Annotated in this window: 23 protein-coding genes; 1 reads left to right on the forward strand and 22 read right to left on the reverse strand. The window is 49.9% G+C overall.

The window, feature by feature from the left end:
- Positions 1-60 precede the first annotated feature (60 nt).
- The 10 genes from whiA to hprK all read right to left on the reverse strand — a co-directional run bounded on the left by whiA (position 61) and on the right by hprK (position 8,900).
- On the reverse strand, positions 61-1,017 hold the full coding sequence (whiA, locus tag B3M90_RS08355; protein WP_023469222.1) for a DNA-binding protein WhiA: 957 nt from the start codon (positions 1,015-1,017) through the stop codon (positions 61-63).
- On the reverse strand, positions 1,014-2,012 hold the full coding sequence (locus B3M90_RS08360; RefSeq protein WP_290783331.1) for a gluconeogenesis factor YvcK family protein: 999 nt from the start codon (positions 2,010-2,012) through the stop codon (positions 1,014-1,016). The genes whiA and B3M90_RS08360 overlap by 4 nt, the downstream gene beginning before the upstream one ends.
- The gene (gene rapZ, locus B3M90_RS08365) at positions 2,012-2,881 is read right to left on the reverse strand and encodes an RNase adapter RapZ (protein ID WP_035409987.1); all 870 of its coding nucleotides are present in this window, start codon (positions 2,879-2,881) and stop codon (positions 2,012-2,014) included. The genes B3M90_RS08360 and rapZ overlap by 1 nt, the downstream gene beginning before the upstream one ends.
- Positions 2,882-2,992: 111 nt before the next feature.
- Positions 2,993-3,955: a thioredoxin-disulfide reductase gene (gene trxB, locus B3M90_RS08370; protein ID WP_023469225.1), complete on the reverse strand. Its 963-nt coding sequence runs from the start codon at positions 3,953-3,955 to the stop codon at positions 2,993-2,995.
- Positions 3,956-4,016: 61 nt separating this feature from the next.
- Positions 4,017-5,501, reverse strand: a complete 1,485-nt coding sequence (locus B3M90_RS08375) for a tetratricopeptide repeat protein (protein ID WP_290783333.1) — start codon at positions 5,499-5,501, stop codon at positions 4,017-4,019.
- A 96-nt stretch (positions 5,502-5,597) separates the two neighbouring features.
- On the reverse strand, positions 5,598-5,978 hold the full coding sequence (kapB, locus tag B3M90_RS08380) for a sporulation phosphorelay system protein KapB (RefSeq protein ID WP_023469227.1): 381 nt from the start codon (positions 5,976-5,978) through the stop codon (positions 5,598-5,600).
- A 30-nt stretch (positions 5,979-6,008) separates the two neighbouring features.
- Positions 6,009-6,491: an acyltransferase gene (locus B3M90_RS08385; protein ID WP_035409993.1), complete on the reverse strand. Its 483-nt coding sequence runs from the start codon at positions 6,489-6,491 to the stop codon at positions 6,009-6,011.
- Positions 6,475-7,131, reverse strand: a complete 657-nt coding sequence (gene ppaX, locus B3M90_RS08390) for a pyrophosphatase PpaX (RefSeq protein ID WP_056062970.1) — start codon at positions 7,129-7,131, stop codon at positions 6,475-6,477. Before ppaX ends, B3M90_RS08385 begins: the two co-directional genes overlap by 17 nt.
- A gap of 3 nt (positions 7,132-7,134) precedes the next feature.
- On the reverse strand, positions 7,135-7,965 hold the full coding sequence (gene lgt, locus B3M90_RS08395) for a prolipoprotein diacylglyceryl transferase (RefSeq protein WP_290757515.1): 831 nt from the start codon (positions 7,963-7,965) through the stop codon (positions 7,135-7,137).
- Complete coding sequence (gene hprK / locus B3M90_RS08400; protein ID WP_035396292.1) at positions 7,965-8,900, reverse strand: HPr(Ser) kinase/phosphatase; 936 nt, start codon at positions 8,898-8,900, stop codon at positions 7,965-7,967. Before hprK ends, lgt begins: the two co-directional genes overlap by 1 nt.
- A 126-nt stretch (positions 8,901-9,026) precedes the next feature.
- Between hprK and B3M90_RS08405 the strand changes: the two genes are divergently transcribed.
- Positions 9,027-9,410: a hypothetical protein gene (locus tag B3M90_RS08405; RefSeq protein ID WP_290783337.1), complete on the forward strand. Its 384-nt coding sequence runs from the start codon at positions 9,027-9,029 to the stop codon at positions 9,408-9,410.
- Positions 9,411-9,658: 248 nt separating this feature from the next.
- Here the strand turns inward: B3M90_RS08405 and B3M90_RS08410 are convergent, their stop codons facing one another.
- The 12 genes from B3M90_RS08410 to B3M90_RS08465 all read right to left on the reverse strand — a co-directional run bounded on the left by B3M90_RS08410 (position 9,659) and on the right by B3M90_RS08465 (position 24,518).
- Positions 9,659-10,768, reverse strand: a complete 1,110-nt coding sequence (locus B3M90_RS08410; protein ID WP_149427770.1) for a DUF4097 family beta strand repeat-containing protein — start codon at positions 10,766-10,768, stop codon at positions 9,659-9,661.
- Between the two features lie 100 nt (positions 10,769-10,868).
- Complete coding sequence (uvrA, locus tag B3M90_RS08415) at positions 10,869-13,724, reverse strand: excinuclease ABC subunit UvrA (protein WP_290783340.1); 2,856 nt, start codon at positions 13,722-13,724, stop codon at positions 10,869-10,871.
- 1 nt (position 13,725) lies between these two features.
- The gene (gene uvrB, locus B3M90_RS08420) at positions 13,726-15,693 is read right to left on the reverse strand and encodes an excinuclease ABC subunit UvrB (RefSeq protein WP_290757511.1); all 1,968 of its coding nucleotides are present in this window, start codon (positions 15,691-15,693) and stop codon (positions 13,726-13,728) included.
- A gap of 206 nt (positions 15,694-15,899) precedes the next feature.
- The gene (locus B3M90_RS08425) at positions 15,900-17,063 is read right to left on the reverse strand and encodes a PDZ domain-containing protein (protein WP_290783342.1); all 1,164 of its coding nucleotides are present in this window, start codon (positions 17,061-17,063) and stop codon (positions 15,900-15,902) included.
- Between the two features lie 22 nt (positions 17,064-17,085).
- Positions 17,086-18,510, reverse strand: a complete 1,425-nt coding sequence (locus B3M90_RS08430) for a S41 family peptidase (protein WP_290783344.1) — start codon at positions 18,508-18,510, stop codon at positions 17,086-17,088.
- Positions 18,511-18,603: 93 nt separating this feature from the next.
- Positions 18,604-19,980: a murein hydrolase activator EnvC family protein gene (locus tag B3M90_RS08435; protein WP_290783346.1), complete on the reverse strand. Its 1,377-nt coding sequence runs from the start codon at positions 19,978-19,980 to the stop codon at positions 18,604-18,606.
- Positions 19,981-20,020: 40 nt separating this feature from the next.
- Positions 20,021-20,920, reverse strand: a complete 900-nt coding sequence (ftsX, locus tag B3M90_RS08440) for a permease-like cell division protein FtsX (RefSeq protein WP_035410014.1) — start codon at positions 20,918-20,920, stop codon at positions 20,021-20,023.
- The gene (ftsE, locus tag B3M90_RS08445) at positions 20,910-21,596 is read right to left on the reverse strand and encodes a cell division ATP-binding protein FtsE (protein ID WP_035410018.1); all 687 of its coding nucleotides are present in this window, start codon (positions 21,594-21,596) and stop codon (positions 20,910-20,912) included. The genes ftsX and ftsE overlap by 11 nt, the downstream gene beginning before the upstream one ends.
- 194 nt (positions 21,597-21,790) lie before the next feature.
- Complete coding sequence (cccB, locus tag B3M90_RS08450) at positions 21,791-22,165, reverse strand: cytochrome c551 (RefSeq protein WP_290757463.1); 375 nt, start codon at positions 22,163-22,165, stop codon at positions 21,791-21,793.
- A gap of 115 nt (positions 22,166-22,280) precedes the next feature.
- Entirely contained in the window at positions 22,281-23,150 is an 870-nt protein-coding gene (locus B3M90_RS08455; protein WP_023469242.1) for a YitT family protein, read from the reverse strand.
- Positions 23,151-23,247: 97 nt separating this feature from the next.
- Positions 23,248-23,751, reverse strand: a complete 504-nt coding sequence (locus B3M90_RS08460; protein WP_290783348.1) for a GNAT family N-acetyltransferase — start codon at positions 23,749-23,751, stop codon at positions 23,248-23,250.
- Positions 23,751-24,518, reverse strand: a complete 768-nt coding sequence (locus B3M90_RS08465; protein ID WP_290783350.1) for a class I SAM-dependent methyltransferase — start codon at positions 24,516-24,518, stop codon at positions 23,751-23,753. The genes B3M90_RS08460 and B3M90_RS08465 overlap by 1 nt, the downstream gene beginning before the upstream one ends.

Raw genomic sequence — 24,518 nt, forward strand, 5'->3', positions numbered from 1 at the left:
CATTTAGTTGCATCGACTATATATTATAGTAGACTATGGTTCATCCCGCAAGCGACCCTCTTATAAGGCCCCTGTCATCGACTCTCCGTTTCTTACTTTTTCAGCGATTTGATCAATTTTCCGCAACCGGTGATTGATCCCTGATTTTGAGATGGAGCCGCTTTCGACCATCTCCCCGAGCTCTTGTAACGTGACGTCTTGATGGGTCACACGCAAGATCGCGATCTCCTTCAGCTTATCCGGTAAGACATCGAGCCCGACCGTCCGCTCAAGGAACTTGATGTTCTCGACTTGGCGTAATGCCGCACCGACCGTTTTGTTGAGGTTCGCCGTCTCACAGTTGACGAGACGGTTGACCGAGTTACGCATATCTTTTAAGATCCGGACATCCTCGAACCGCAGCATCGATTGTGTCGCATCAACGAGCTTGAGGAAATCGGAAATCTTCTCGCTCTCTTTAATGTAGAGGATATGTCCCTTTTTCCGTTCGATCGCCTTCGCGTTCAAATCAAAGACGTTCGATAGACCGCGGAGCGCCGCATTGTGTTCTTCATATAAGCTAAAGATCTCCAAGTGATACGACGATGTCGCCGGATTGTTGAGCGAACCCCCGGCGAGGAACGCCCCTCGTAAATATGCGCGTGCTTTTCGTTCATCGTTTAGAATCGTGTCACTGATGGAGCGAATCATCGTGAACCCTTCCCCTAAAATCCCGAGGTCTTGCAAAATCTTATCCGCCTGTTGTTTGACGCGGACGATGTAGACATTATTCTTTTTCAGACGCATTTTCTTCCGCACGAGCAGATCGAGATGAACCCCGTATGCTTTTTTCAAAAGCGAGTAGATCCGACGGGCAATCGAGGCATTCTCGGTCGAGATATCGAGTGTCAGACCACGTCCGAGACCGAACGAGATCGCACCATTCATCCGGGCAAGCGCCGCGAGTTCCGCCTTCATCTCGTGATCGGTGATCGGAATCTGCGTTAATTCTTTTTTGACTTCTGAGGCAAAGCTCATGTCAGCTCCTCCTTTCCTTCGAGTTGACGCATCCGTCGAATCGACAACACTTTTCGCATGACGAGGCTTGCGACGGCATCTGAGTCATGACGGATGAAGTGATGATTGTAATCGACGATGTCGTCCGCAAGCACTTCAACGCCTGCTAACTCGAATTGTTTTTCATTATAGGTGACGATGTCAGCGTGATCCTTTTGGTATTTCTTCAGGTAACTCGCATCAATCGATTCATTATTGACGATGATCGTATCGACGACGCCTTGTCCGAGGAAGCGTTCGAGTGCCGCTAAATGTTCATTGGCTGTGAACGCCGTCGTCTCACCGGGCTGCGTCATGACATTACAGATGTAGACGACTGGAGCTAGCGATTGCTGGATTGCTTCCCGGATTTCGTCGATCAGAACGTTCGGGATGACACTCGTATAGAGGCTGCCCGGACCAAGGACGATGACATCGGCATCAAGAATCGCCTGAATCGCTTCCGGTACCGGACGGACGTCTTGTTCTTCAAGGAATATCCGTTCAATCTTCTTACCGACCTTCGGAATCAACGACTCGCCTTTAACGATCGTTCCGTCCTCGAACTCGGCACAGAGCGTGATCGTCCGTTCCGTCGCCGGATAGACTTTTCCTTCCGCATTCAACAGTTGCCCCATGACACCGATCGCTTCGACGAACGAACCGTTACAAAGTTGGGTTGCTGCCGTCAACATCAGATTTCCGAGTGAATGACCATGTAGTCCTTCCCCGGTCTCAAACCGGTACTGCATGATCCGGTCCATCAATGTCTCTGACTTCGATAAGGAGACGATGACGTTTCGGATATCGCCCGGCGGCAACATATTGAATTCCGTCCGCAAACGACCAGAACTGCCCCCGTCATCAGCAACGGTGACGATGGCTGTGATGTCAAGCGGGTAATGTTTCAGTCCACGAAGAAGCGTCGAGAGTCCTGTTCCACCACCGACAGCGACGACTTTACGTTCCCATTTCATCACTTCTCCCCCTTCGCATACACATAATCCCGGTGATTCGTCTCAATATGATACTGCGTCGCAAATTCTTTACTGATCGCTTCTGCAAACGTGATTGAGCGATGTTTCCCACCTGTACAACCGAGGGCGATGACGAGTTGCGACTTCCCTTCCCGCTCGTATTGCGGAATCAGGAATTCGAGCAGGTCGACGAGTTTTTTATAGAACAGCTTTGCTTCCGGCCATTGCATGACGTACGATGCCACTTCCTCGTCAAGTCCAGTTTTTGGACGCAACTCTGGAATGTAGAACGGGTTCGGTAAGAAGCGCAGGTCAAAGACAAGATCCGCATCAAGCGGTAAGCCATGTTTAAAGCCGAACGACATGACGTTGACCGTGAACGGAATCCGTGTGCCTTCCGTGAACTCCTTTAAGAGACGTTCTTTCAGTGCAAGCGGCTTGATGTCACTCGTATCAATCAGCATCTGTGCCTTATCACGGAATCCTTCGAGCAACGTCCGCTCCCGTTCGATCCCGATCAATGGGGAATCCGTCGGTGCGAGCGGATGCGAACGGCGCGATTCTTTGTAACGACGTACGAGGACATCGTTTCGTGCATCAAGGTACAACATCCGGATTTGTAAGTCCGTTTTCTTTAAATCCTCATAGACGACAAAAAAGCTGTCGATGAAATCACGCGCGCGGGTATCGATGGCAACGGCGATTTTAGGACGCACTTGTCCAATGACTTCGATGAGATGCGGCAGTAACGTCGGGGGTAGATTGTCGACACAAAAATAGCCTAAGTCCTCAAAGCTGTTCATTGCGACAGTCTTCCCAGCCCCACTCATACCCGTGATGATGACAAGTTGCGGTTGATTCTGTTCCATCTTTTCGCCCTCCAGACAACAGTTCCGTGTGTATTTTTCACTTCTTTCTCAGTATATCATAAAAAAAGAGCCAGCTTCACTGAAGTCTCCTTCAATGAAACTGGTTCGATATTATGCGTGTGAGGATTCTTGTAATTCTTCAAGCAACGCTTCGATGAAATGCTGTGCATTTTGCGCTGCAATCGAACCATCGTTCGTTGCTGTAACGACTTGGCGCAATGTTTTTTCACGAACGTCACCAGCAGCAAAGATACCTTTGATGTTCGTTTCCATCGCTTCGTTCGTCACGACGTAACCTTGGTCGTTCAAAATACCGAGATCTTGGACGTAACCTGTGATTGGGTTCATTCCGATGTAGATGAAGACCCCATCGATCGGATGCGTCGTCACGTCAGCTGTTTTTGTATTAATCAGCTCGATACCGCCGACTTTCCCGTCTTGTTCGTTGATCTGTTTAACCGTATGGTTCCAGATGAAGTCGATTTTCGGGTTGTCGAACGCACGTTTTTGAAGGATTTTTTGAGCGCGGAGCTCATCACGGCGGTGAACGATCGTGACTTTTTTCGCGAAACGTGTCAAGTAGACACCTTCTTCTACCGCAGAATCCCCGCCACCGATGACGAAGAGTTCTTTTTCTTTGAAGAACGCCCCATCACAGACCGCACAATACGAGACACCGCGACCGCCGAGCTCTTCTTCTCCCGGTACACCGATTTTTTTATATTGTGCACCAGACGCGATGATGATTGCCCGTGCGTAGTAATCTTTGTTGTGTGCATGAATCGTTTTGTATGCTTTACCGTCTTCGATGCTTCGAACATCTCCGTACGCATATTCTGCGCCGAATGCTTTCGAGTGGTCGAACATTTTTTGTGAGAGATCTGGTCCGAGGATGCTATCGTATCCTGGGTAGTTCTCGATATCTTCTGTGTTCGCCATCTGACCGCCCGGAATCCCGCGTTCGATCATCAATGTCGAAAGGTTCGCACGTGATGCATAAAGTGCGGCTGTCATCCCAGCAGGACCTGCCCCGATGATGATGACGTCATAAATTTTTTGTTCTGTTTCCGCCATGATTCCACCCCATTTATCGTAATCGTTGTAGTTTGAGTATAGGTGAGAATCCCCTAAACGTCTAACACTTTGCTTGCAGCGGTGCGAGCATCCGTTCATGTGTCCGGATCATTGACGCGACATGATCGAACGAACAATCGACGAGCGATGCGCATTCCTCGATCAATATTCCGTCTCGTAAATCATGGAACAGGTAAAGCAGTGATGCCGCGGATGCTTCAATTGAATCGAACGATTCTCCACTTAAGACGAGCTGTGCGAAGCGCTCATAAAAGTCCCCTTCAAGACTCATCCGTTCTTCGTCTGAAACGAATCGTTCTGCAAGACGGATCGTCTGCAATGCCCGGTGAATGCGTTCATCCACGACATCGGTCCGTCCTTCCATCTCGATGACAATCTGTTCCGTCAGTAACAGGACGTCTTCTCGGTCCGTCACTTCTGGCATCATCGACAATGCAAGCCGTGCTTCGGCATCGTTCAGCTTGCCAAGAAGAAGTGCCGTGAAGATTCGCGAGACGTCATCTTCCGTCTTCAACGCTTGGATGAGTGCCGAGCGAAACTGTAGGTTGTGGCGGATGTCATACGTATCCGTTTCTTCCTTTAACGCTTGTGCTTCGTCTGACTTTAAGAAAGCGGCTGCCTCTTCGACATGTCCTGTCTTATAAGCAGAGATCGATAACCAGTGCCCAAAGAGGGGATCTCCTCGGTACCCGCGACGCTCGAGCAACTTCAACTCTTCATAGGCGATATCGTATCGTCCGATGATCGCAAGTGTTGATGCGACCTTATAACGTGTCTCAAGATGCACGGAACGGACGTGTTCGAGCTGACGAGAGAGACGATGCGCCTCTTCGTCCTGTCCCATCTCGTGTAGTAAGACGAGCGTGTTACAGAGGGCATGCAAATTCCCCGGGTTTCCTTCAAGGACCCGTTCGAGGGAAGCGAATGCCTGATCATTCTCTCCTAAATAGAACTCGACGATCGCGAGGTTGTTGTAGGCAGGCCAGAACGTCGGGTACTGGGCAATCAGTCCAGTCAACGTCTCCTGTGCCGCGAACAGCATCCCTTTATCGATCTGGCGTTGTGCTTGACCGTGCAGACGAATCAATTCGTCCTCTTCATCGTCTTCCATCTCTTGTTCGAGATCAATCAGTTCCACGAGTGCGGCCGATGCCTCCGCGTGTTTACCGTTTGGTGCTTGCTCTAAATATTCCATCGCATGCTGTCGCGCTTCTTCATAAAGTGAGACGTGTGCGTAGTTATTCGCTAAATAAAAGAGTGCTTCCGTATTTGATGCGTCGAGTGCGCGTACTTGTTTCAAGACATCATTCGCATGATTGATTTCTCCTGTCTCGAATAAGACACGGGCATAACGGAGCAAATAACGGATGTCCGCTGGCTGAAGTGTCGTCGCCTCATCTAAATGATAGACGGCTTCATCCAGTCGCCCTTCCCGGTGCGCCTTCCGTCCGCGGAAATAAAAAAGTTCCGCTTGGCGCGCTGTTATCGCAAAGGGGTCTGCTTTGTATTTGGTTAATTCCATCATGATTCAAGCCCCCATAAATAGTAAACTGGTTTCGTAGTTGCAGACACAAGAATACCCTATCTCTAGAAGGCATGCAACAGAAAAAAACGCCGGAGTTCATCCCCAGCGTTTCGCATAAATCGATTCCAGTTCTTTGTAATTCTCTAAGCATTTTCGTACAAAAGCATCCGTCTCTGGATTCAGTCCTTCAAGACGTGCCACGTCCTTGTCATATGCCTGCCGTAAGCTCGTCGCATAATCGGGAATCTCTCCGTCATATGCATAAACGACTGCGGGCGAAACCGTGATCTTTTCGTGCTTATGCAAGGCGGTCCGGATATGAAAGAGCGGGACATCGACTTGGTTCGGTTGATGAAGATCTCCTTGAACCGGATGCTTCTCGACAGCCAGCACCTCCACGACGAGACCTTGTGGACGTTCGGCGAATAATCTTCCGAAATACTTTCCTGTCTTATACGTAAAGCGGATGTGCGTCATCTTTTTTCCTTCTTCCTTCTCACAGTTTTGTCACATTTCGTGCCGGCGAAGCGGCTGACTCGAGACGCGTTCGTTCGGAGCGATGTCTCGGTGAACGACTGATCCGGCACCGACAACGGCACCATCTCCGATCGTCACACCCGGTAGGATCGTCACGTTCGCACCGATCAAGACGTTGCTTCCGATGACGACGTCACCTAAACGATACTCCGTCGTCAAATATTCATGACAGAGGATTGTCGTATTGAAGCCGATGATCGTATTGTCACCAATCGTGATTCGCTCCGGGAACATCGTGTCTGGCATCACCATCAAGGCAAGTGCCGTCTTCTCCCCGATCTTCATTCGGAGGCACGTCCGGTAGAGCGCGTTCTTAAAGCGTAACGACGGGGCAAACCGGCCAATCGTGACGATCGTAAAGCACCACATCACTTTAAAGAACGACACCGTCCGGTACATATGCCAGAGTGGATTCGTCGTTCCGACCTGAAACCGATCAGTTCGCCGTGCCATTTTGTTCCTCCAGCCAAGCAGCAAGATGGTCCATCGAATCAATGATGATGTCCGGCTCGAGAGCTTCTAAGTACGCGCGTCCTTTGATCGCCCAACCGACTGCGACTGTCTTCACTCCTGCGTTCTTGCCCCCAAGGATGTCCGTATCGTTGTCACCGACCATGATCGTCTCGTCTGGTGTTGATCCAAGTAACTGCATCGCTTTCTCAAACGGCTCGACGGCTGGTTTTTCTTCCGTTACGTCGTCCGCTGCGATGACAGCGTCAAAGAGTGATGTCAATCCGAATAACTCGATGCCGCGGAGAGCGACACGACGACTTTTCGACGTGACGACCGCCATCTTGTAGCCTGCTTCATGCAGACGACGTAATCCGTCAAGCACACCTGGATACTCGAGTACAAGCGCGTCATGCATGGCGATGTTGTAGCTCCGATAAAAAGCAACCATCTCTTTCCACTGTTCCGTATTCATCGCTGAGAATGACTTTTCAAGCGTCGGACCGATGAACGGAAGCAGTTCCGCTTCCGTGAACGTCCGGTCGGGGTAATAGTAACTGAGCGTATGCTCAAAGCTTTTTAAGATCAATGGATTCGTATCAATCAACGTTCCATCTAAGTCAAACAAAAGTGTGCGAATCATCGATTACTTCGCCTCCTTTTTTGAACCGTCCAAGTAACGAACGGCATTGCGACGAATGACGAGCATGATCACACCGAAGATGACTAAACAGATCGAGACGACTTGCGCCGTCCGCAGTCCGTCAGCCATCAGACTATCCGTCCGGAGTCCTTCGATAAAGTAGCGTCCGATCGAATACCAAATCAAATAACCGAGGAAGACATATCCACGACGTGGGTTGAACTTCATCCGCCAGACGATTAATAGAATGACACCAATGATGTTCCAGATGCTTTCATAGAGGAATGTCGGTAAGTAGTACGTCCCGTCGATGTACATCTGATTGACGATCCAGTGTGGTAAGTGCAACGTATCTTGTAAGTACGACCACGTCGTCTCGCCGCCGTGTGCTTCTTGGTTGAAGAAGTTGCCCCAGCGTCCGACGGCTTGACCGAACAAGAGCGACGGTGCCAGGATATCAGCGATCTGCCAGAACGAGATCTTTTTCTTACGTGTATAGATGATGACCGTCAAAATCGCGCCGATGATTGCGCCGTGGATTGCGATTCCACCTTGGCGGATGTTGATGATCTGATCGAGATGCTGACTGTAGTAGTCCCACTCGAACGCGACGTAGTAAATCCGGGCACAGATGATACTAATCGGAATTGACCAGATGACGACATCGACCGCATACTCTTCATTGAAGCCGATCCGCTTCGATTCGAAGATCGCGATCAACAGACCGACGACCGCACCGAGTGCGATGACGATCCCGTACCAGTAAATCGGTACCGGTCCGAGATTGATTGCGACGCGATCAAACGTTGGTTGTACAGAGGCTAGAGTTCCCATCAAAGACCACCATTCCCATCTTCAATTGCTTGTGCGAGACGTCCCGCGAATTCTTCTGCTGTATTAATGCCCATGTTTTTCAGGCGATAGTTCATCGCTGCCACCTCAATAATGACGGCGAGGTTTCGTCCGGGACGAACCGGAATCGTCAAGAACGGGATTTCCGTATCGATGATTTGAAGCGTCTCTTGATCCAGACCAACGCGGTCATAGACTTTCGATTGATCCCAAATCTCGAGGTTACAGACGAGGCTGATCTTCTTGTGCGAGCGAACAGCACCTGCACCGAACAACGTCATCACGTCGATGATCCCGATTCCACGAATCTCAAGCAGATGTTGAATCAACTTCGGTGCCGTTCCGACGAGAATCCCGTCACCCGTTTGACGAATCTCGACCGAGTCATCTGCGACCAGACGATGACCCCGCTTGACGAGTTCGAGTGCTGTTTCCGATTTACCGACGCCACTTGCTCCTTTAATGAAGACGCCGACACCATAGATATCGACAAGGACACCATGCATCGCCGTCGTTGGCGCGAGTTCCGCTTCGAGGAAGTTCGTGATCTGTGACTCGACCGATGTCGTATGCCCTTTTGTCGTCAAAAGTGGCACGTTCGTCTCGTCCGCAGCTTGGATGATCGCTTCCGGCACTTCAAATCCACGTGTGATCAAAATACCAGGTGTTTCATCTGTACAAAGGACGTTCGCTCGTTCACGTTGTTCCTCGTACGTTAAATTATTGAAGAACGTCAATTCTGTTTTTCCGAGAATTTGAAGACGTTCTGCCGGGTAATAGGCATAATAACCGGCAAGCACAAGGCCAGGTCGGCACAAATCAGCCGTTAGAATCGGGCGATGTAAGCCTTCTTCTCCCGTGACGATGTGGAGATTGAATTGTTTTACGATTTCAGCTGTTCGCACTTTTGGTTGCACGCTTCGTCAGCCCCTTTCACTTGAAGTATTGTACCATATTTTTATTCGGTTCATGGAATTGGATTAGAAGCATGATTTCTTGGGAATGGAATAAAGAGTTAATATTTTGAAGGAGGTTTTGCCGTGATGTCAGGCGGTGGTATCGGATTGATTTTAGTCATTATCATATTTGCGGTTCTAGCAATTGCTGGTTTCGTCTATCTCATCATCTCACTGATTGATATGTGGAAAGCGTATTCGCGTAATCAGGATCAAACTGCCCTCTTATTCTTCATCATCTCGATCATCGGAATCTTCATCAGTGGTTCGTTCATTTCCTACGTTCTCGCGATCATCTTCTATTGGAATCGCGCACGCGGAAAGAGTTGGCTCGGAATCGGTCTGATTCTCGTTTCGATCGTCCTTGCAATCATCGGTGTCATTGCCTTACTCTCGTTCGGTTACGATATGAATAATATCGAGAACATGAACTTCGACGAGCCGATGATGGATCAGGATTACGATTATTGATGTAGGCTACACCCATCCTTTTCAGTGAGGATGGGTGGTTTTTTTATGTAGCTGACGAAGCCCCGCTCGCGCGACTTCTACAGGAAAAAGCGCGGACATCCGCGCTGTCAGAGACAAACGAGACCCGGCTACTCGTTCCTAGAACGACGTAGCCGCGGCTTGTGTCTCGCCTGAGGAAAGCATGCACAGCGGATACGACGTCATAAGAAAAGCGCAACCTCTTTTTCAAGAAGTTGCGCCGAGTATACTTATAACGCTTGTGGACTGAGGTGAACGCCGTGTGTGACCGAAATCGTACCTGTCTTCGTATCCGCTTCGACTTCGATTTTTGGTGAACGGCCGCGTCCTGATACGAAATGGAGTTTCCGGTTGACGATTTCTTTTTGATCCCGAATCAATTCCATGTCGTCCAAGTTGCAGTTGAGACCACCGAAGTTCGTCTCAAGTTCCCCGTAGACTTCAGCGCCATGCGGCAACATCAAGGCGATGCTTCCAGCAAGTGACGAGGCTTTGACTTTCGCATTTTGCGCTGTCTTCAGCTCGCAACGGACGTTTCCGTTCGCTGTTTTCAATTCTGAACGTTCGAAGACACCCGTCGTGATGATTTGACCGTTGGCTGTCTTCGCTTTTAAGACTTTCAACTCCGACTCTTCGATTTCGATCGAGCCGTTCGCTGTCGATACTTTGACATCTTCACTGAAGAGGTCACGGACATTGACTCGACCGTTCGCTGTCATCAGTTGAGCGGATGTCGTATCAAGTGACGTCAACGAAATTTCCCCGTTCAACGTCTGTAAGACGAATGATTCGTAATGACGGCGTGGTACTTTCAGATGGACTGTCGCACGGACACTCTTATCCTTCAAACGGATCGAGAGTGTGTTCGCCGATACCGCGTGTTGCACAGCGGCTTGAAGTTGCTCAAGCGCCTGTTCTTCCGTCACCTGTTGGCGGCGGAGCGGACGTCCTGTCACCGTCAATTCGCATTCTTCAAGATCACTCGGTTCGACGACCAAGTTCGCATTGAACAGATCGACGTGAACCGTCTCACCGCTGAACGGGAATTGTTTGACGTAGGTGACGTTCGGACCGGACGCCTGATTAAGCGAAAGATCACTGTCCTTGATCCGGCTGACGAGATTATCGAACGCTGACATGACTTTCGTTGTCAGTGAATCGACAGAATACTGGTCGACCCGATCATATTGTTCTGGTTCATCGACGTACTTATGTTCACTGGCAGAAGTTGCACGTTCGTCGATCGCTTCGAGCCGCTCGAGTTTATCGAGTGCCTCATCAATCGTTAACTTTCCTTCTTTGACTTGCTCCAATATCAATTGACGCATATCTTGCTTCATGAACCGTTCCCTCCTATTCTTGAACCTCAAACGTGTGTTACATGATACTTTCGTTTAAGTTCCCTTAGTTCCTTCCTACGAATCCTCATCCACAAAAGTTTCACGATTCAATTCGTGCCGCATCGCGTTCAAGGACAGGTGCGAGGTATCGTCCCGTATAAGATGCTTCAACTTCAGCAATCTGTTCCGGTGTCCCGGCAGCAACGATCGTTCCGCCACCGTCGCCCCCTTCAGGTCCGAGATCAATCAAGTAGTCGGCCGTCTTGATGACATCCAAGTTGTGTTCGATGACGAGCACCGTATCACCATTGTCGACGAGACGTTGTAAGACTTTCAACAGACGCGCGATATCATGGACGTGGAGTCCCGTCGTCGGCTCATCGAGAATATAGATCGTCTTCCCAGTCGAGCGTTTATGCAACTCGGACGCCAGTTTAACACGCTGCGCTTCCCCACCGGACAGTTCTGTCGCGGGTTGACCGAGACGCATGTACGTCAGACCGACGTCAGCGATCGTCTGCAGTTTCCGCGTGATTTTCGGAATGTTCTCGAAGAAGGCGAGTGCATCTTCAACCGTCATCTCAAGCACGTCGGCAATCGTTTTGCCTTTATATTTCACTTCCAGTGTTTCGCGGTTATAACGTTTACCGTGACAGACTTCACACGGGACATAGACGTCCGGTAAGAAGTGCATCTCGATCTTGATGATCCCGTCGCCACGACACGCTTCACAGCGTCCACCCTTGATGTTGAAACTGAAACGTCCTTTTTTGTAACCACGGAGTTTCGCTTCGTTCGTCGAAGCAAAGACGTCCCGAATATCATCGAAGACACCCGTATACGTTGCAGGGTTCGAACGCGGTGTCCGACCGATTGGTGACTGATCGATATCGATGACCTTATCGATTTGATCCAGACCGGTGATTCCTTTATGAGCACCCGGCTTTTCTTTCGCCCGGTTCATCTCGTGCGCGATCGTCTTATAGAGAATTTCATTGATCAACGTCGATTTTCCGGATCCCGAGACACCGGTGACAGCGACGAACAGACCAAGTGGAATATCGACATCGACGTTCTTCAAGTTGTTTTCCGATGCTTTGTGGATATGGAGCATCCGACCGTCCGGCTCTTTTCGTGTCGACGGAACAGGAATGAACTTCTTCCCGGACAAGTATTGACCAGTCAACGAGTTCGCATCCTGCATCAACTCTTCCGGTTTTCCGGCTGCCGTAACGAATCCACCGTGATCGCCGGCACCAGGTCCGATATCGATCAAGTAGTCGGCTGCCATCATCGTATCTTCATCGTGTTCGACGACGATCAGCGTATTGCCGAGATCACGCATCGCCTTCAGCGTATTGATCAAGCGATCATTATCGCGTTGGTGTAAGCCGATCGATGGTTCATCCAGAACGTAGAGGACGCCCGTCAGACGCGAACCGATTTGTGTCGCAAGACGAATCCGTTGCGCTTCCCCACCGGATAATGTCCCCGCTGCGCGTGAGATCGTCAGGTAATCGAGACCGACGTTCTCAAGGAACGACGCCCGTTCGTGAATCTCACGAACGATCATCCGCGAAATCGTCTGATCCTTCTCACTCAACTTCTCCGGTAGTTCGTCGAAGAACATGACTGCTTGTTTAACAGACATCTTCGTCACTTCACCGATATGGTGATCGGATACTTTGACGGCGAGTGATTCCCGTTTCAAGCGGTGTCCTTTACACGTCGGACAGGCTTTCTTCGCCATGTAGCCTTCCATCTGTTCCCGGATATAATCAGACGATGTCTCCTTGAAGCGACGCTGTAAGTTATTGAGGACCCCTTCGAAGTAGAGGTTTGTATTTCGGACCATCCCGAAGTCATTCTCATAACGGAAATGAATCTCTTCCTTCGTGTTTCCGTTTAAAATTATCTCGCGCTGCTCTTCCGGTAACTGTTCGAATGGTGTATCCATATCGATTTTGAAGTGGTCACAGACCGCTTTGAGCAATTGTGGATAATACTGCGAGCTCGTCGGTTCCCACGCCACGATCGCTCCTTCGTTCAAAGACTTATCGGGATGCGGTACGACGAGATCAACATCGACCTCAAGCTTCGTTCCGAGTCCGTCACATGACGTACAAGCACCGAACGGTGAGTTGAACGAGAACATTCGTGGTTCGAGTTCGCCGATCGAGAAACCACAGATCGGACAAGCGTGATGTTCACTGAACAACAATTCGTTGCCGTCCATTGTATCGACGATGACCCGACCATCCGCGAGGCGAAGTGCAGTCTCAAGTGAGTCCGCAAGACGTGCTTCGACGTCTGGTCGCACGACGACACGGTCGACGACGACTTCGATCGAGTGTTTCTTGTTTTTCTCAAGCGTGATCTCTTCAGCGAGATCCATCGTCTCTCCGTTGACACGGACGCGGACGAAGCCTTCCTTCTTCAAATCGTCGAGCACCTTGACGTGCGTTCCTTTTCGTCCGGAAACGATTGGCGCGAGGATTTGCAGACGCGTCCGCTCCGGTAACTCCATCACTTGGTCGACCATCTGGCTGATCGTCTGGCTCGAAATCTCGATTCCGTGATTCGGACAAATCGGTTTACCAATTCGTGCATACAATAGACGCAAATAATCATAGATTTCTGTGACCGTTCCGACCGTCGAACGTGGGTTTTTACTCGTCGTCTTCTGGTCGATTGAAATTGCTGGACTCAGTCCTTCGATCGTGTCGACATCCGGTTTATCCATCTGTCCGAGGAACTGACGGGCATAGGCAGACAGACTTTCGACATAACGCCGTTGTCCTTCAGCGTAAATCGTGTCGAAGGCAAGCGACGATTTCCCTGACCCGGACAAGCCCGTCAAGACGACGAGCTGATCGCGGGGGATTTCGACATCGATGTTTTGTAGATTATTGACGCGAGCGCCTTTGATGATAATCTGATTCTTCTTTTCTCCCAACTTAGGCACCTGCTTTCAATTCTAATATGAGGTCGCGGAGCTCAGCAGCTCGCTCGAACTGCATGTCTTTCGCCGCTTGACGCATCTCTTGGTCAAGCTGTTCAAGCAACGTTTCACGCTCCGGTTTTTTGAGTTTGTTGAACTTCTCGAGTTTTTCGACGGTATCGTCGTTCTCGATTGTCGTACTAATGACACCACGCACGTCTTTTTTGATCGTCTGCGGCGTAATGCCATGTTCTTCGTTGAACGCCATCTGGATCGCGCGACGGCGTTCCGTCTCATCGATCGCCCGTTGCATCGAATCGGTGACTTTATCGGCAAACAAGATGACGTGTCCTTCCGCGTTCCGCGCCGCCCGACCAATCGTTTGAATCAGCGAACGGTCCGACCGGAGGAAGCCTTCCTTATCGGCATCAAGAATCGTCACGAGTGAGACTTCCGGAATATCGAGTCCTTCTCGTAATAAGTTGATCCCGACGAGGACATCATATTTTCCGAGTCGTAAGTCACGGATGATTTCAATCCGTTCGAGTGTCTTGATCTCCGAGTGCATATAGTTGACCTTGACACCATTCTCTTTCAAGTAATCGGTCAAGTCTTCTGCCATCTTCTTCGTCAGTGTCGTCACGAGAACACGTTCGTTCTTCGCGACCCGGTCACGGATGTTATCCATCAAGTAATCGATTTGTCCCGTGATCGGATGAATCTCGATCGTCGGATCGACGAGACCGGTCGGACGGATGATTTGCTCGACCATCTCTTTCGAATGTTCGAGTTCATACGGTCCTGGTGTCGCCGAGATATAGATCGCCTGACTGATTTTTTCCTCGAACTCCTCGAACCGTAACGGACGGTTATCTTTTGCCGACGGAAGACGGAAACCGTGATCGACGAGGACTTGTTTCCGCGCCTGATCTCCGTTATACATCCCGCGAATTTGCGGCAGTGTGACGTGTGACTCATCGGCAACGAGTAAGAAGTCCTTCGGGAAGTAATCAAGCAACGTATACGGTGTTGCCCCTTCCGGCATCAAGTTCAAGTGACGCGAGTAGTTCTCGATTCCGGAACAATAGCCCATCTCACGCATCATCTCAAGATCGTAGTTCGTCCGTTGTTCGAGCCGTTGCGCTTCAAGCAACTGATTGTCTTCGCGTAACTTCGCAAGCTGCACTTCAAGTTCCTTCTCGATGTTCGCGATCGCTTTCTGTAGACGGGTATCCCCCGTCACGAAGTGGGACGCCGGGAAGATCGAGATGTGCTCGCGGTCCGCGACGATCTCACCTGTCAGCGGATCCATGTCACGGATCCGTTCAATCTCGTCACCGAAGAACTCGACCCGGACACACTGTTCGTCGCGTGACGCCGGGAAGATTTCGACGACGTCTCCGCGGACGCGGAACCGTCCACGCTGGAAGTCGATGTCGTTACGCTCATACTGAATGTCGATTAGACGACGGAGCATCTCGTTTCGCCCCATCTCATTGCCGACACGCAGTGACAAAACGTGGTTGTTGTACTCTTCCGGGTTACCGAGACCATAGATACACGAAACGGACGCGACGATCAAGACGTCCTCCCGTTCGAACAAGGCGGACGTTGCCGAGTGACGTAGTTTATCAATCTCGTCGTTGATCGAAGAGTCCTTCTCAATGAACGTATCCGTCGATGGGACGTACGCTTCCGGTTGGTAATAATCATAAAAACTAACGAAGTATTCGACCGCATTGTTCGGGAAGAATTCCTTGAACTCCGAGTAGAGTTGTCCCGCTAGTGTTTTGTTGTGGGCAAGGACGAGCGTCGGTTTCTTGATTTCCTTGATGACGTTCGAGACCGTGAACGTCTTCCCGGTACCGGTCGCCCCAAGCAACGTCTGATGTCGTTCGCCTTGTTTTAGCCCAGTCACCAATTTTTCGATTGCCGTCGGTTGATCACCGCCTGGTTCAAATGGTGAAACGAGTTCAAAATCCATCGTTTGCTTCCCCCTCATCACGTTAAAAAATCTATTTTTATTGTACCACTTTACGAACAAACATTCGATTATGAAGTGCTCCTTTTAGGAAGTTACCCTTTTTTTCGAAAATGCAAAAGTTTCTTTTTGCTTCGAGTGTTGATCCTCGATTTTTCTGCCAACAAAAAAATCCCCGTCACGGCTGTTCCGTGACAGGGATGTACTCGTTAATGTAAGGACCGCACTTTAGTGCGACCATGGACCGGCTCGTTGACGAACAGGATACCAAGTTCATGATGATCTTGTTCATAAAAGGCACGTTGCGCAAACCGGATGTCACCGTTATGGTTCATGACTTCAAGACGCAGATACGGTTTGTGTTTTTGGATGGCTTCGTAGAACGATGCTTCCGAATCGACCTTCTCACCATTGACCTTATAGATCGCTTCACCTGGAATCAAGCCCATCTCAGCAGCCGGTTTATCAGGTAGCGTTCCAAGAATGACGGCACCACGCGTTCCATTGAGGAACAACGGTGTCTGTGCCCGGTTCAAGCGTTTGACCCGCTGGTGCAACAAAATGTGCAGGACGAGCAACAAGACGATTCCGTAGAGCCATTCAGCTTGACCAGTCACGTACGCAAGAACCGTCAATAGAATCGCGACGAGGCTCGTGATCAAACGTCCTTGAACGAGCGGACGCATCAATTCTTTCGGCAACTTACCCGTAAAGAGGAAGCTGAAACCGATCGGTAACCAAAGCACGATCGGAACAAGCTCTGGGAAGCTGTAACGTGGCCACCAGGCTTCAAGCACGTCACCCGGAACAAAGACGAGCAAAGGCAATAGCCAAAGCTTATTTGCCGACAGCCCACCGATGAAGCGACCGCGCTTCGAGACGACGAGTGACGGTGACAGACGCCGCTGCCCGCGCCACCAGACGAGGAGACATTCCGCGACGAGCGTCAACGCCGCAAGCAATAAAACCATCTTCGGCTCGACCGCTCGGATCGAGTCAAGACGTGAATCCATCACGAACCAGCCGGTCAGTCCAAGCAAGACGATCGGCCAGAGCGGTACGTTCAAACGTACGATACCAATCAACAGCAGGACGCTCGAAAGTCCGAGTAACAATAGAGCGTATTGCGGCGTCAGCGTCAATCCGAGCCATCTGCTGACGATGGACAAGACGAGACCGACGAGTAGACCTGGTAAAAGTGTTTCGAGGACATCGCTTCGTTTGCCGTGTGTCCGGGAGCGAAACAATCCGCGTTCCCGTTTGACACGCCGGATGCCGATGACCCAACTGACAAGGAGTGCTAACCACAAGGTCGGACTGGCGATGAGACTAATCGCGGTCCAACCAATTTCATCGAGTAATTCCACGCGCATTCAGACCTCTTTCCATTCCTTATTATTGTGCAGCGACCTCGAGTGCTTTTTTCCGCTGGACGTCATTCTTATCGTCCTGGAGTTTCTTCAGGAGACGCGTCTCCATCTCACCCGCTGTCTGCTGATCGATTTTTCCAGTGACGTCAAGTTTCGCGTCCTTTTGCAAAGCCTCGACAGCTTGTTTCATCGTGTCACCGAAATAGCCGTCCTGTCCTTTTGGCTTATAACCGATCGCTTCGAGGACAAGGTGGGCATTCTCGACTGATTTTCCGTAATCGCCGACAGCGAGTGACTTTTGATCAGTCAGAATCTTCGTGACGTTGAAGTACGCCGGTTGTTTGACTTCGACCGTCGGCTTGACCCCTTTTTTGTGGATCCAGTTCCCGTCTGGTGTCAGCCATTTGTTCGTCGTTAACTTCAGGTCGCTACCGTCCTTCAAATCATACGCACTTTGGACGATCCCTTTCCCGAACGACTTCGTACCGACGACTTCGGCGCCAGCTCCTTCCTTCAGTCCGGCTGCAAGGATCTCGGACGCTGAGGCCGATCCGCCGTCTTCTAAGACGACGATGTTATATGGTTTCTTCTCGTCTGCCTTCCCGAATTCCTGCTGGCGCTCGCCTTTATTGTTCTCGACCTGATAAATCGGCACGTCTTTCGGAATGAACGGAGCGATCATTTTCGAGACAGCCGTCAAAAGACCACCCGGATTTCCGCGTACATCGATGACGAGTCCATCAATGTTCTGACTCTCGAGTTTCGTCAACCCCTTCTCGAACTCTTCTGCTGTCGGTTCCGAGAACTGTGTTACTTGTAAGACACCAATCTTCTTGCCGTTGACATTCTCCGTTGACGTATAGACCGTCTCGATTGGAATCGTATCGCGTTTAATCGTGATCTCCATCGCGTCTTGTCCGCTACGCTGAATCGTCAGGACGACATTCGTTCCTTTTTCACCACGGATTTTTTTAACGGCTTGATCCGTCTTTTGACCTTTTGTCGACTTACCATCGATTTCTAGGATGACGTCGCCTGGTTTGATACCAGCTTTTTCAGCAGGTGATCCTTTGATCGGCGAGACGATGACGATCGACTCACCTTTTTGTTCAAGCGTCGCACCGATCCCTTCGAACGAAGACGACAGATTCGTGTTGAACGAGGTCGTTTCCGACTCATCCATATAAACGGAATATGGATCGTTAAGCACTTCTGTCATGCCAGATAACGCACCATCGAGTAACTCTTTATCTGTCACGTCTTTTAGATAATTTTGTTCGATCATCTGCCGGACCTGGTCGATTTTTTTCCAATCACCAGTCGCATTCGAAGATGATGACTGCGTTGCAACGGAATCTGTTCCGCCAGCCGCTAACATACCGACGGCACCTGCCCCTAAACCAAGCCCGAAGGTACTGACCGCAATCACTGCTGTTGTAGATTTTTTCACGCTTGATTCCCCACTTCCATTAAAAACGCATTATTTTTTTCAGTATAGCAAAAAAAGATAGGTTACCCTATCTTTTCAGTATTCTGTGGGATGTCAAAAGATGTACGGTGCTGGGTCAACTGCATTCGGTTGTCCGACTGCCCACTCTCCCTTATGCAATTCGAAATGCAAATGCGGACCTGTCGACCAGCCCGTTGTACCTAATGTACCGACCGTCTTACCCGGCATGACTGTTTGACCGGCGGAGACGCTGATCGAATCGAGATGTGCATAGACGGTCGTGTAGACCTGTCCATCGATCAAATGCGTCACCATGACGACGTTCCCGTAACCTGTTGCACTACCGGCTCGTAGAACGATACCACCTGCCGCCGCATGGATCGGTGTTCCTTTTGCATTTACGAGATCAATCCCTTTATGAATCTCCGGCTTTCCTGTCAACGGATTGTTCCGGGGACCGAACGGCGACGAGACATATCCTTGAACCGGTAAATGGAACGGACGACTCGTCACGGCATCTGCCGGTTGCTCCGGTGTCGCAGTCGGTGACTCGACTTCAGGAATGATCGGTTCCTCACTTGGAGCATCGGATCTTTTCTTTTTCGCCTCTGCCGCACGTGCCGCTTCTGCCGCTTCCGCTTGACGTTTTGCTTCTGCTGCCCGCGCCGCTTCTTCCGCTTTCCGTTTCGCTTCTTCTTTAGCTTTCCGTTCGGCTTCTTGCAGGGCAATCAATTCATTTTGAATCAGACGGCGCTGATCCGCGAGAATTTCTGCCTCCTCGGCTTTAGAGAACTGCTCTTGTTGCAGTTCCTTGACCTTCGTGTTCAACTGGACGACGAGCTTACGCTTCAGTTCGGACTCCGCGATGATCCGCGTCTGGAGCACAAGGAGCTTGCGTTGTTCCCGTTTCATGCTTTCAAGCAATAGTGCTTGTTCCGACCGTTGTTCGCTCAGTTGTTTGACGTTCCCCTTGTAAGCTTGTAAGACATGATCATCTTGTTTGATGATCTCACTGACCGTACTGAAGCGCGAAATCAAATCACCAAAGTCTTTTGCGTCGAGCAAGACCTCGATGTATTTGACGTCTCCTTTTTGCTGGACGGCACGCAATCGGCTTCCAAGCAACTCTTCTTGCTGATGCAGTTCCTTGAGCGTCTCGGAAATCGCTGCTTCCGTCAGACGCAATTGTTCTTTAGATGCAGCAACAGCCGCTTGTTGATCGGCTATCTTAAGCGCTAAATCATCCAAACGGCTGTTGACTTCATTCAGTTGCGCACGGGCTTCCTTACGCTCCTGTTTCGTCAAGATCAACTTCTCTGATGTCTGATTCTGTAATCGTTCCGTCTCTTTCAGACGGCTTTCGACCTCCTGTTGTTCCTTCAGCAAATCTTCTTTAGACGTGGCATCAACGGACACACTAGTTCCAATCAAAGCTAAGCTCAGGACGGCAGAATAGAATCGGACTTTCATGAGAAGCATCTCTCCTCTATTTTATTTTTGAGTAACTGATTTAAATCTTCAAGAAACGACCGAGTGATGTCGTTGATCCCCATACACCGATGAATGCACCGAGTCCGAGCAGGATTAAGACGACTTGTGCCGACAATTCACCTGGTGGAATCAACGAGAATATTCCCGCATTCACGGTAGAAAGTTGGGGTTGGATCGCATTGTAGGAGACTTCGTAACCGAAGTAGACGACGACGATCGGGATGATGGCACCTAATATGCCCATCAATAATCCTTCGACGAAGAACGGTGCACGGATGAATCCGTTTTTCGCTCCGACGAGGCGCATGATCTCGATTTCCCGGCGACGGGAGAAGATCGTGACTTTAATCGTGTTCGAAATGAGGAACATCGCCATGAACGTCAATCCGACGATCAGGATGATTCCACCGATCCGAACTCCTTCAAGGAAGCTAAACATCTTTTTAACATAGTCCTTACCGTATTCGACACTATCTACATTTTCCATTTTTTTGACGGAATTTGCAAGTGTTTCTGTCTCTTTTGGTGAGGTAGCTTTGACGATGTACCGGTCATGAAGCGGATTATCCTTTTCAACCGACTGGTAGGCTTGGGAACCTTCGCCAAGTTGCTCCTTGAAGCGGTCCAGTTCTTCTTCTTTCGAACTGTAACGAACGGAGTCGACACCCGGCATCTGCTTGAGTGCTTCACCGACTGCATCGATCTTCGACTGGTCAGCTTCTCGTTCGACGAACACTTGGATTTCGACGTCTTTTTCGACGTTATCGGAAATCTTGTTGACGTTGAACATGAGCATCGCGAATATTCCTACGAGAAGTAACGTGACGGTAACGGCACTGACAGAAGCGAATGTCATCCAGCCGTTCCGGACGAGACCTTTTGCCCCTTCCCGTAAATGACGGAATCCATTAAACTTCATAGCCGTACATTCCTTTCTCTTCGTCTCGGACGATTTTTCCTCCATCAATCGCTAAGACACGATGACGCATCTTGTTCACGATGTCCCGGTTGTGTGTCGCCATTACGACCGTTGTCCCACGGCGATAGATTTCTTCGAATACTTCCATGATCTCCCAGGCTGTATCCGGGTCCAGGTTTCCAGTCGGCTCATCGGCGATGACGAGTGACGGACGGTTGACGATGGCTCTCGCGATCGAGATCCGTTGTTGTTCGCCCCCAGATAATTCGTCCGGATAGTTGCGCTCTTTATGCTTGAGCTTAACGAGATCGAGTACTTCGAGTACTTTCTTCCGGATTTGTGCTTTGTCTTCCCCTACGACTTCTAGCGCAAAGGCGACATTTTCATAAACCGTCAGTGACGGGAGTAATTTAAAATCTTGGAAGATGACGCCGATTTGGCGACGAAGTTCGGGGATTTGACGGTTCTTCAACTTACCGACTTCGATTCCTTTAAACAAAAATGAACCGCTCGTTGGTTTCTCTTCGCGGTACATCATTTTCATGAATGTTGATTTACCCGCACCCGACGGACCGACGATATAGACGAATTCGCCTTGATTGATCGTCAAATCGACCTCACGGAGTGCCGTGACGCCGTTCGGATAAATCTTACTGATTCGTTGCATCTTGATCACGTACTTCACATCCTTACTTATTTACTGATGCTGAATGAATAGGTCCAAAAACCTACCGACCACCATTATAACAGGGACAAAATTGAACGCACATTACAATCAAATGTCATTTCAGACGATTATACCATAAAAAAGAGGCACGAATGACGAACACATGTCGTGTGTGTCATCTCGTACCCCATCATATCCCATAATCATTTTTTAGCAGCGAGCCAGTCGGAAACAGCCATGATTTCTTTATCATCTTTCAGGATACCTGCAGGCATTTGCCCTTTCCCGTTCTTGATGATTTTTTGAATCTCTTCTGAAGAATATTTCGAGCCAACCTTCGTCAAATTCGGTCCGACGTTTCCTTCAAGGTTTTTACCATGACACGTCGCACAGTTTGTTGCGAAGATTTTCTCAGCATCTACACCTGATTGTGTCTTCGACGAATCATCGTTCATCGTTGACTCTTCCTTCGTGCCTGACGATGAATCATCAGAACTCGAATCGTCACTACCACCACATGCCGCGAGCGCAAGTGTCGTTCCTAAGCCTAACGCGAGTAACAAGTTTTTCAGCTTCATCCGGATATCCCCCTCTTGTAAGTATCTACATAAACGCTACTGACCTAGTTAGAGTATAACCGTTATCCGGAGGAGTTAAGCGTGATTTCACAAAAACTTCACGTTTCAAGAACGATTATGGCACATTACGGTAGCGTTTATCGTCTGTAAACCCGAGTCCGAGCACCTCATGGGCTTCACTGACGACGAGGAATGCCGATGGATCGATGTGTTTGACGATTTCTTTGAGCGTCGTGATTTCCCCTTGACGAACGACGACCATTAGCATCGGTTTCCGTGTCCGTGTGAACGCACCTGCCGCCTCGATTTCCGTCGCCCCGCGATCGAGCGTCTCGAAGATTTCCTTCACTAACGCTTCCCGTTGATCAGAGATGATATAAGCGAGTTTGTCGTTCGTGATCCCAAGCTGGACGACGTCGATCATCTTGATCGTAATGAACAAAGCGACGAGTGCATACAGCCCAATCTCAAGCGAGAAGATCGTCGCCGCACTGATGACGATTGTTCCGTCAAGCAAGGCGATACACAGATGAAGTGGCAATTTCGTGAAACGATGCAGGATTTGCGCAATCAAATCCATTCCTCCGGTCGACGCTCGCCCCCGGAAGATCAGACCGAGTCCAATCCCGACCCCGGCACCACCGAAGATTGCAGCAAGCATCGGATTCATTGTCGCAGCCGGAACATCGAACCGCTCATATACGAGAATGACGACCGGTAAGAAGATCGACCCGACGAGTGATTTGACACCAAAGCCCATCCCGAGGATCATCCAACCGATCGCAAGCAAGACGACGTTCGCGACGAGTTGGAACAATCCTGGCGAAATTCCGAACAAATCGTTCAAGACGATCGATAAGCCACTGACGCCCCCTGAGGCGAGTTGGTTCGGTGCTAAAAATAAACTAAAGGCACTTGCGACGAACAAGGACCCGATTAACAAATACGCATAATCGCGCACGACTTCCTGACGTGTCGATGTCATGACATTTCATTTCCCCTTATCAATTGATTCTCGTGTTTCATTTTAGCGGAAAAGTCAGACAACGACTAGACAGGGGGAACAACTCACAGTGTTCCCTTTATACCGTACTAAAGGGTGGACTGTAGCGAACGATACCGCTAACGCCACGTAATCCATTCCGTTCGAGTGCAAGAACGAGAAAGACCTCCGGCGGAACGGGGAACGGCGGCTTGATACCGTAGTCAATCGCCCGTTCAAAGCCGAACTGTGGATAATAGCTGTCGTGACCGAGGACGACGATGTGGGATTCCCCGGCGTCCCGCGCATCCTCGATCACTTGACGGATCAATTCAGAGCCGATACCCTTTCGCTGCCAAGCGGGCAGGACACCGACCGGCGCTAAGGCAAGCGACGGGATGTCATCGATATGGATCCGGCTCAACAGGACATGACCAACGATTTCTCCTTTATCAGTCACGGCGACGCGACCGAAGACTGGTTGCGCGGCTTCTTCCTCGCGTAACGCAACAACGAGATTCGCTTCGTTTGGTTGTTCGAATGCCGCTTCATGGACGAGCCGGATTCCCGTTGCGTCCTTGAAGCCTTCTTTACGGATGATCATTAGTTATTGCTCCCTTCAAGTGGTTTGGTTGCGAGAAGCGTGAACTCGGTCGGGATGTTTTCACCGTTCCAGCCACGATGCTCGTCGAATCGGTCTAATATGAAACGTGTTTGAAGAATCCCGTTTAAGATCTCACTCAATGTAAAATAGCGAACAGAAACGTCTGGAAAATCGACTTGTTCCTCATTCGTAAAGTGCGTTTTATACGCCAAGTCACCCGCTTGCAAGGCTTGATCGAAGTAACGCGGTCGATACGTCAAATCCGCGTTGATCCAGCGACCGACCGGATGAAAGTCACTGAGGATCAGCTGTCCACCTGGTTTTAAGATCGTAAAGAGAATTCGTAAGAAACGCTCGAGGTCCGCAAAGTAATGCAAAATCCCGCCTTCTAAGTAGAGAAGATCAAACGTATCGCAATATCGTTCAAGGTCGATCGTATAGAGATCCCCAACGACATACTCAATCGATGTTCCAGAAGCATGCGCCAGTTCTAGCGCGTACCGCGCATTCTCCTCCGAGATATCAAACACCGTGACGTCTGCCCCGAGTAACGCTAACGGCACCGCCTTGCGTCCGTTCGAACCACAGATGTTCGCGATTGTCTTCCCGGCGACGTCTTCGAAATGACGACGATGTTTCTTCAAACATGCGGCTGGATCTTGTTTGATGATCGCTGCATATTCCGCCGGTGTTCCGTCACGTTTCTCCCAAAATTCATACGCCCGGTACTCCCATGCCTGTTTGTTGATCCGACTTTGCTCCTGCAT

The organism is Exiguobacterium sp. UBA6309 (assembly GCF_002439205.1).
Classification (GTDB): Bacteria; Bacillota; Bacilli; order Exiguobacteriales; family Exiguobacteriaceae; genus Exiguobacterium_A.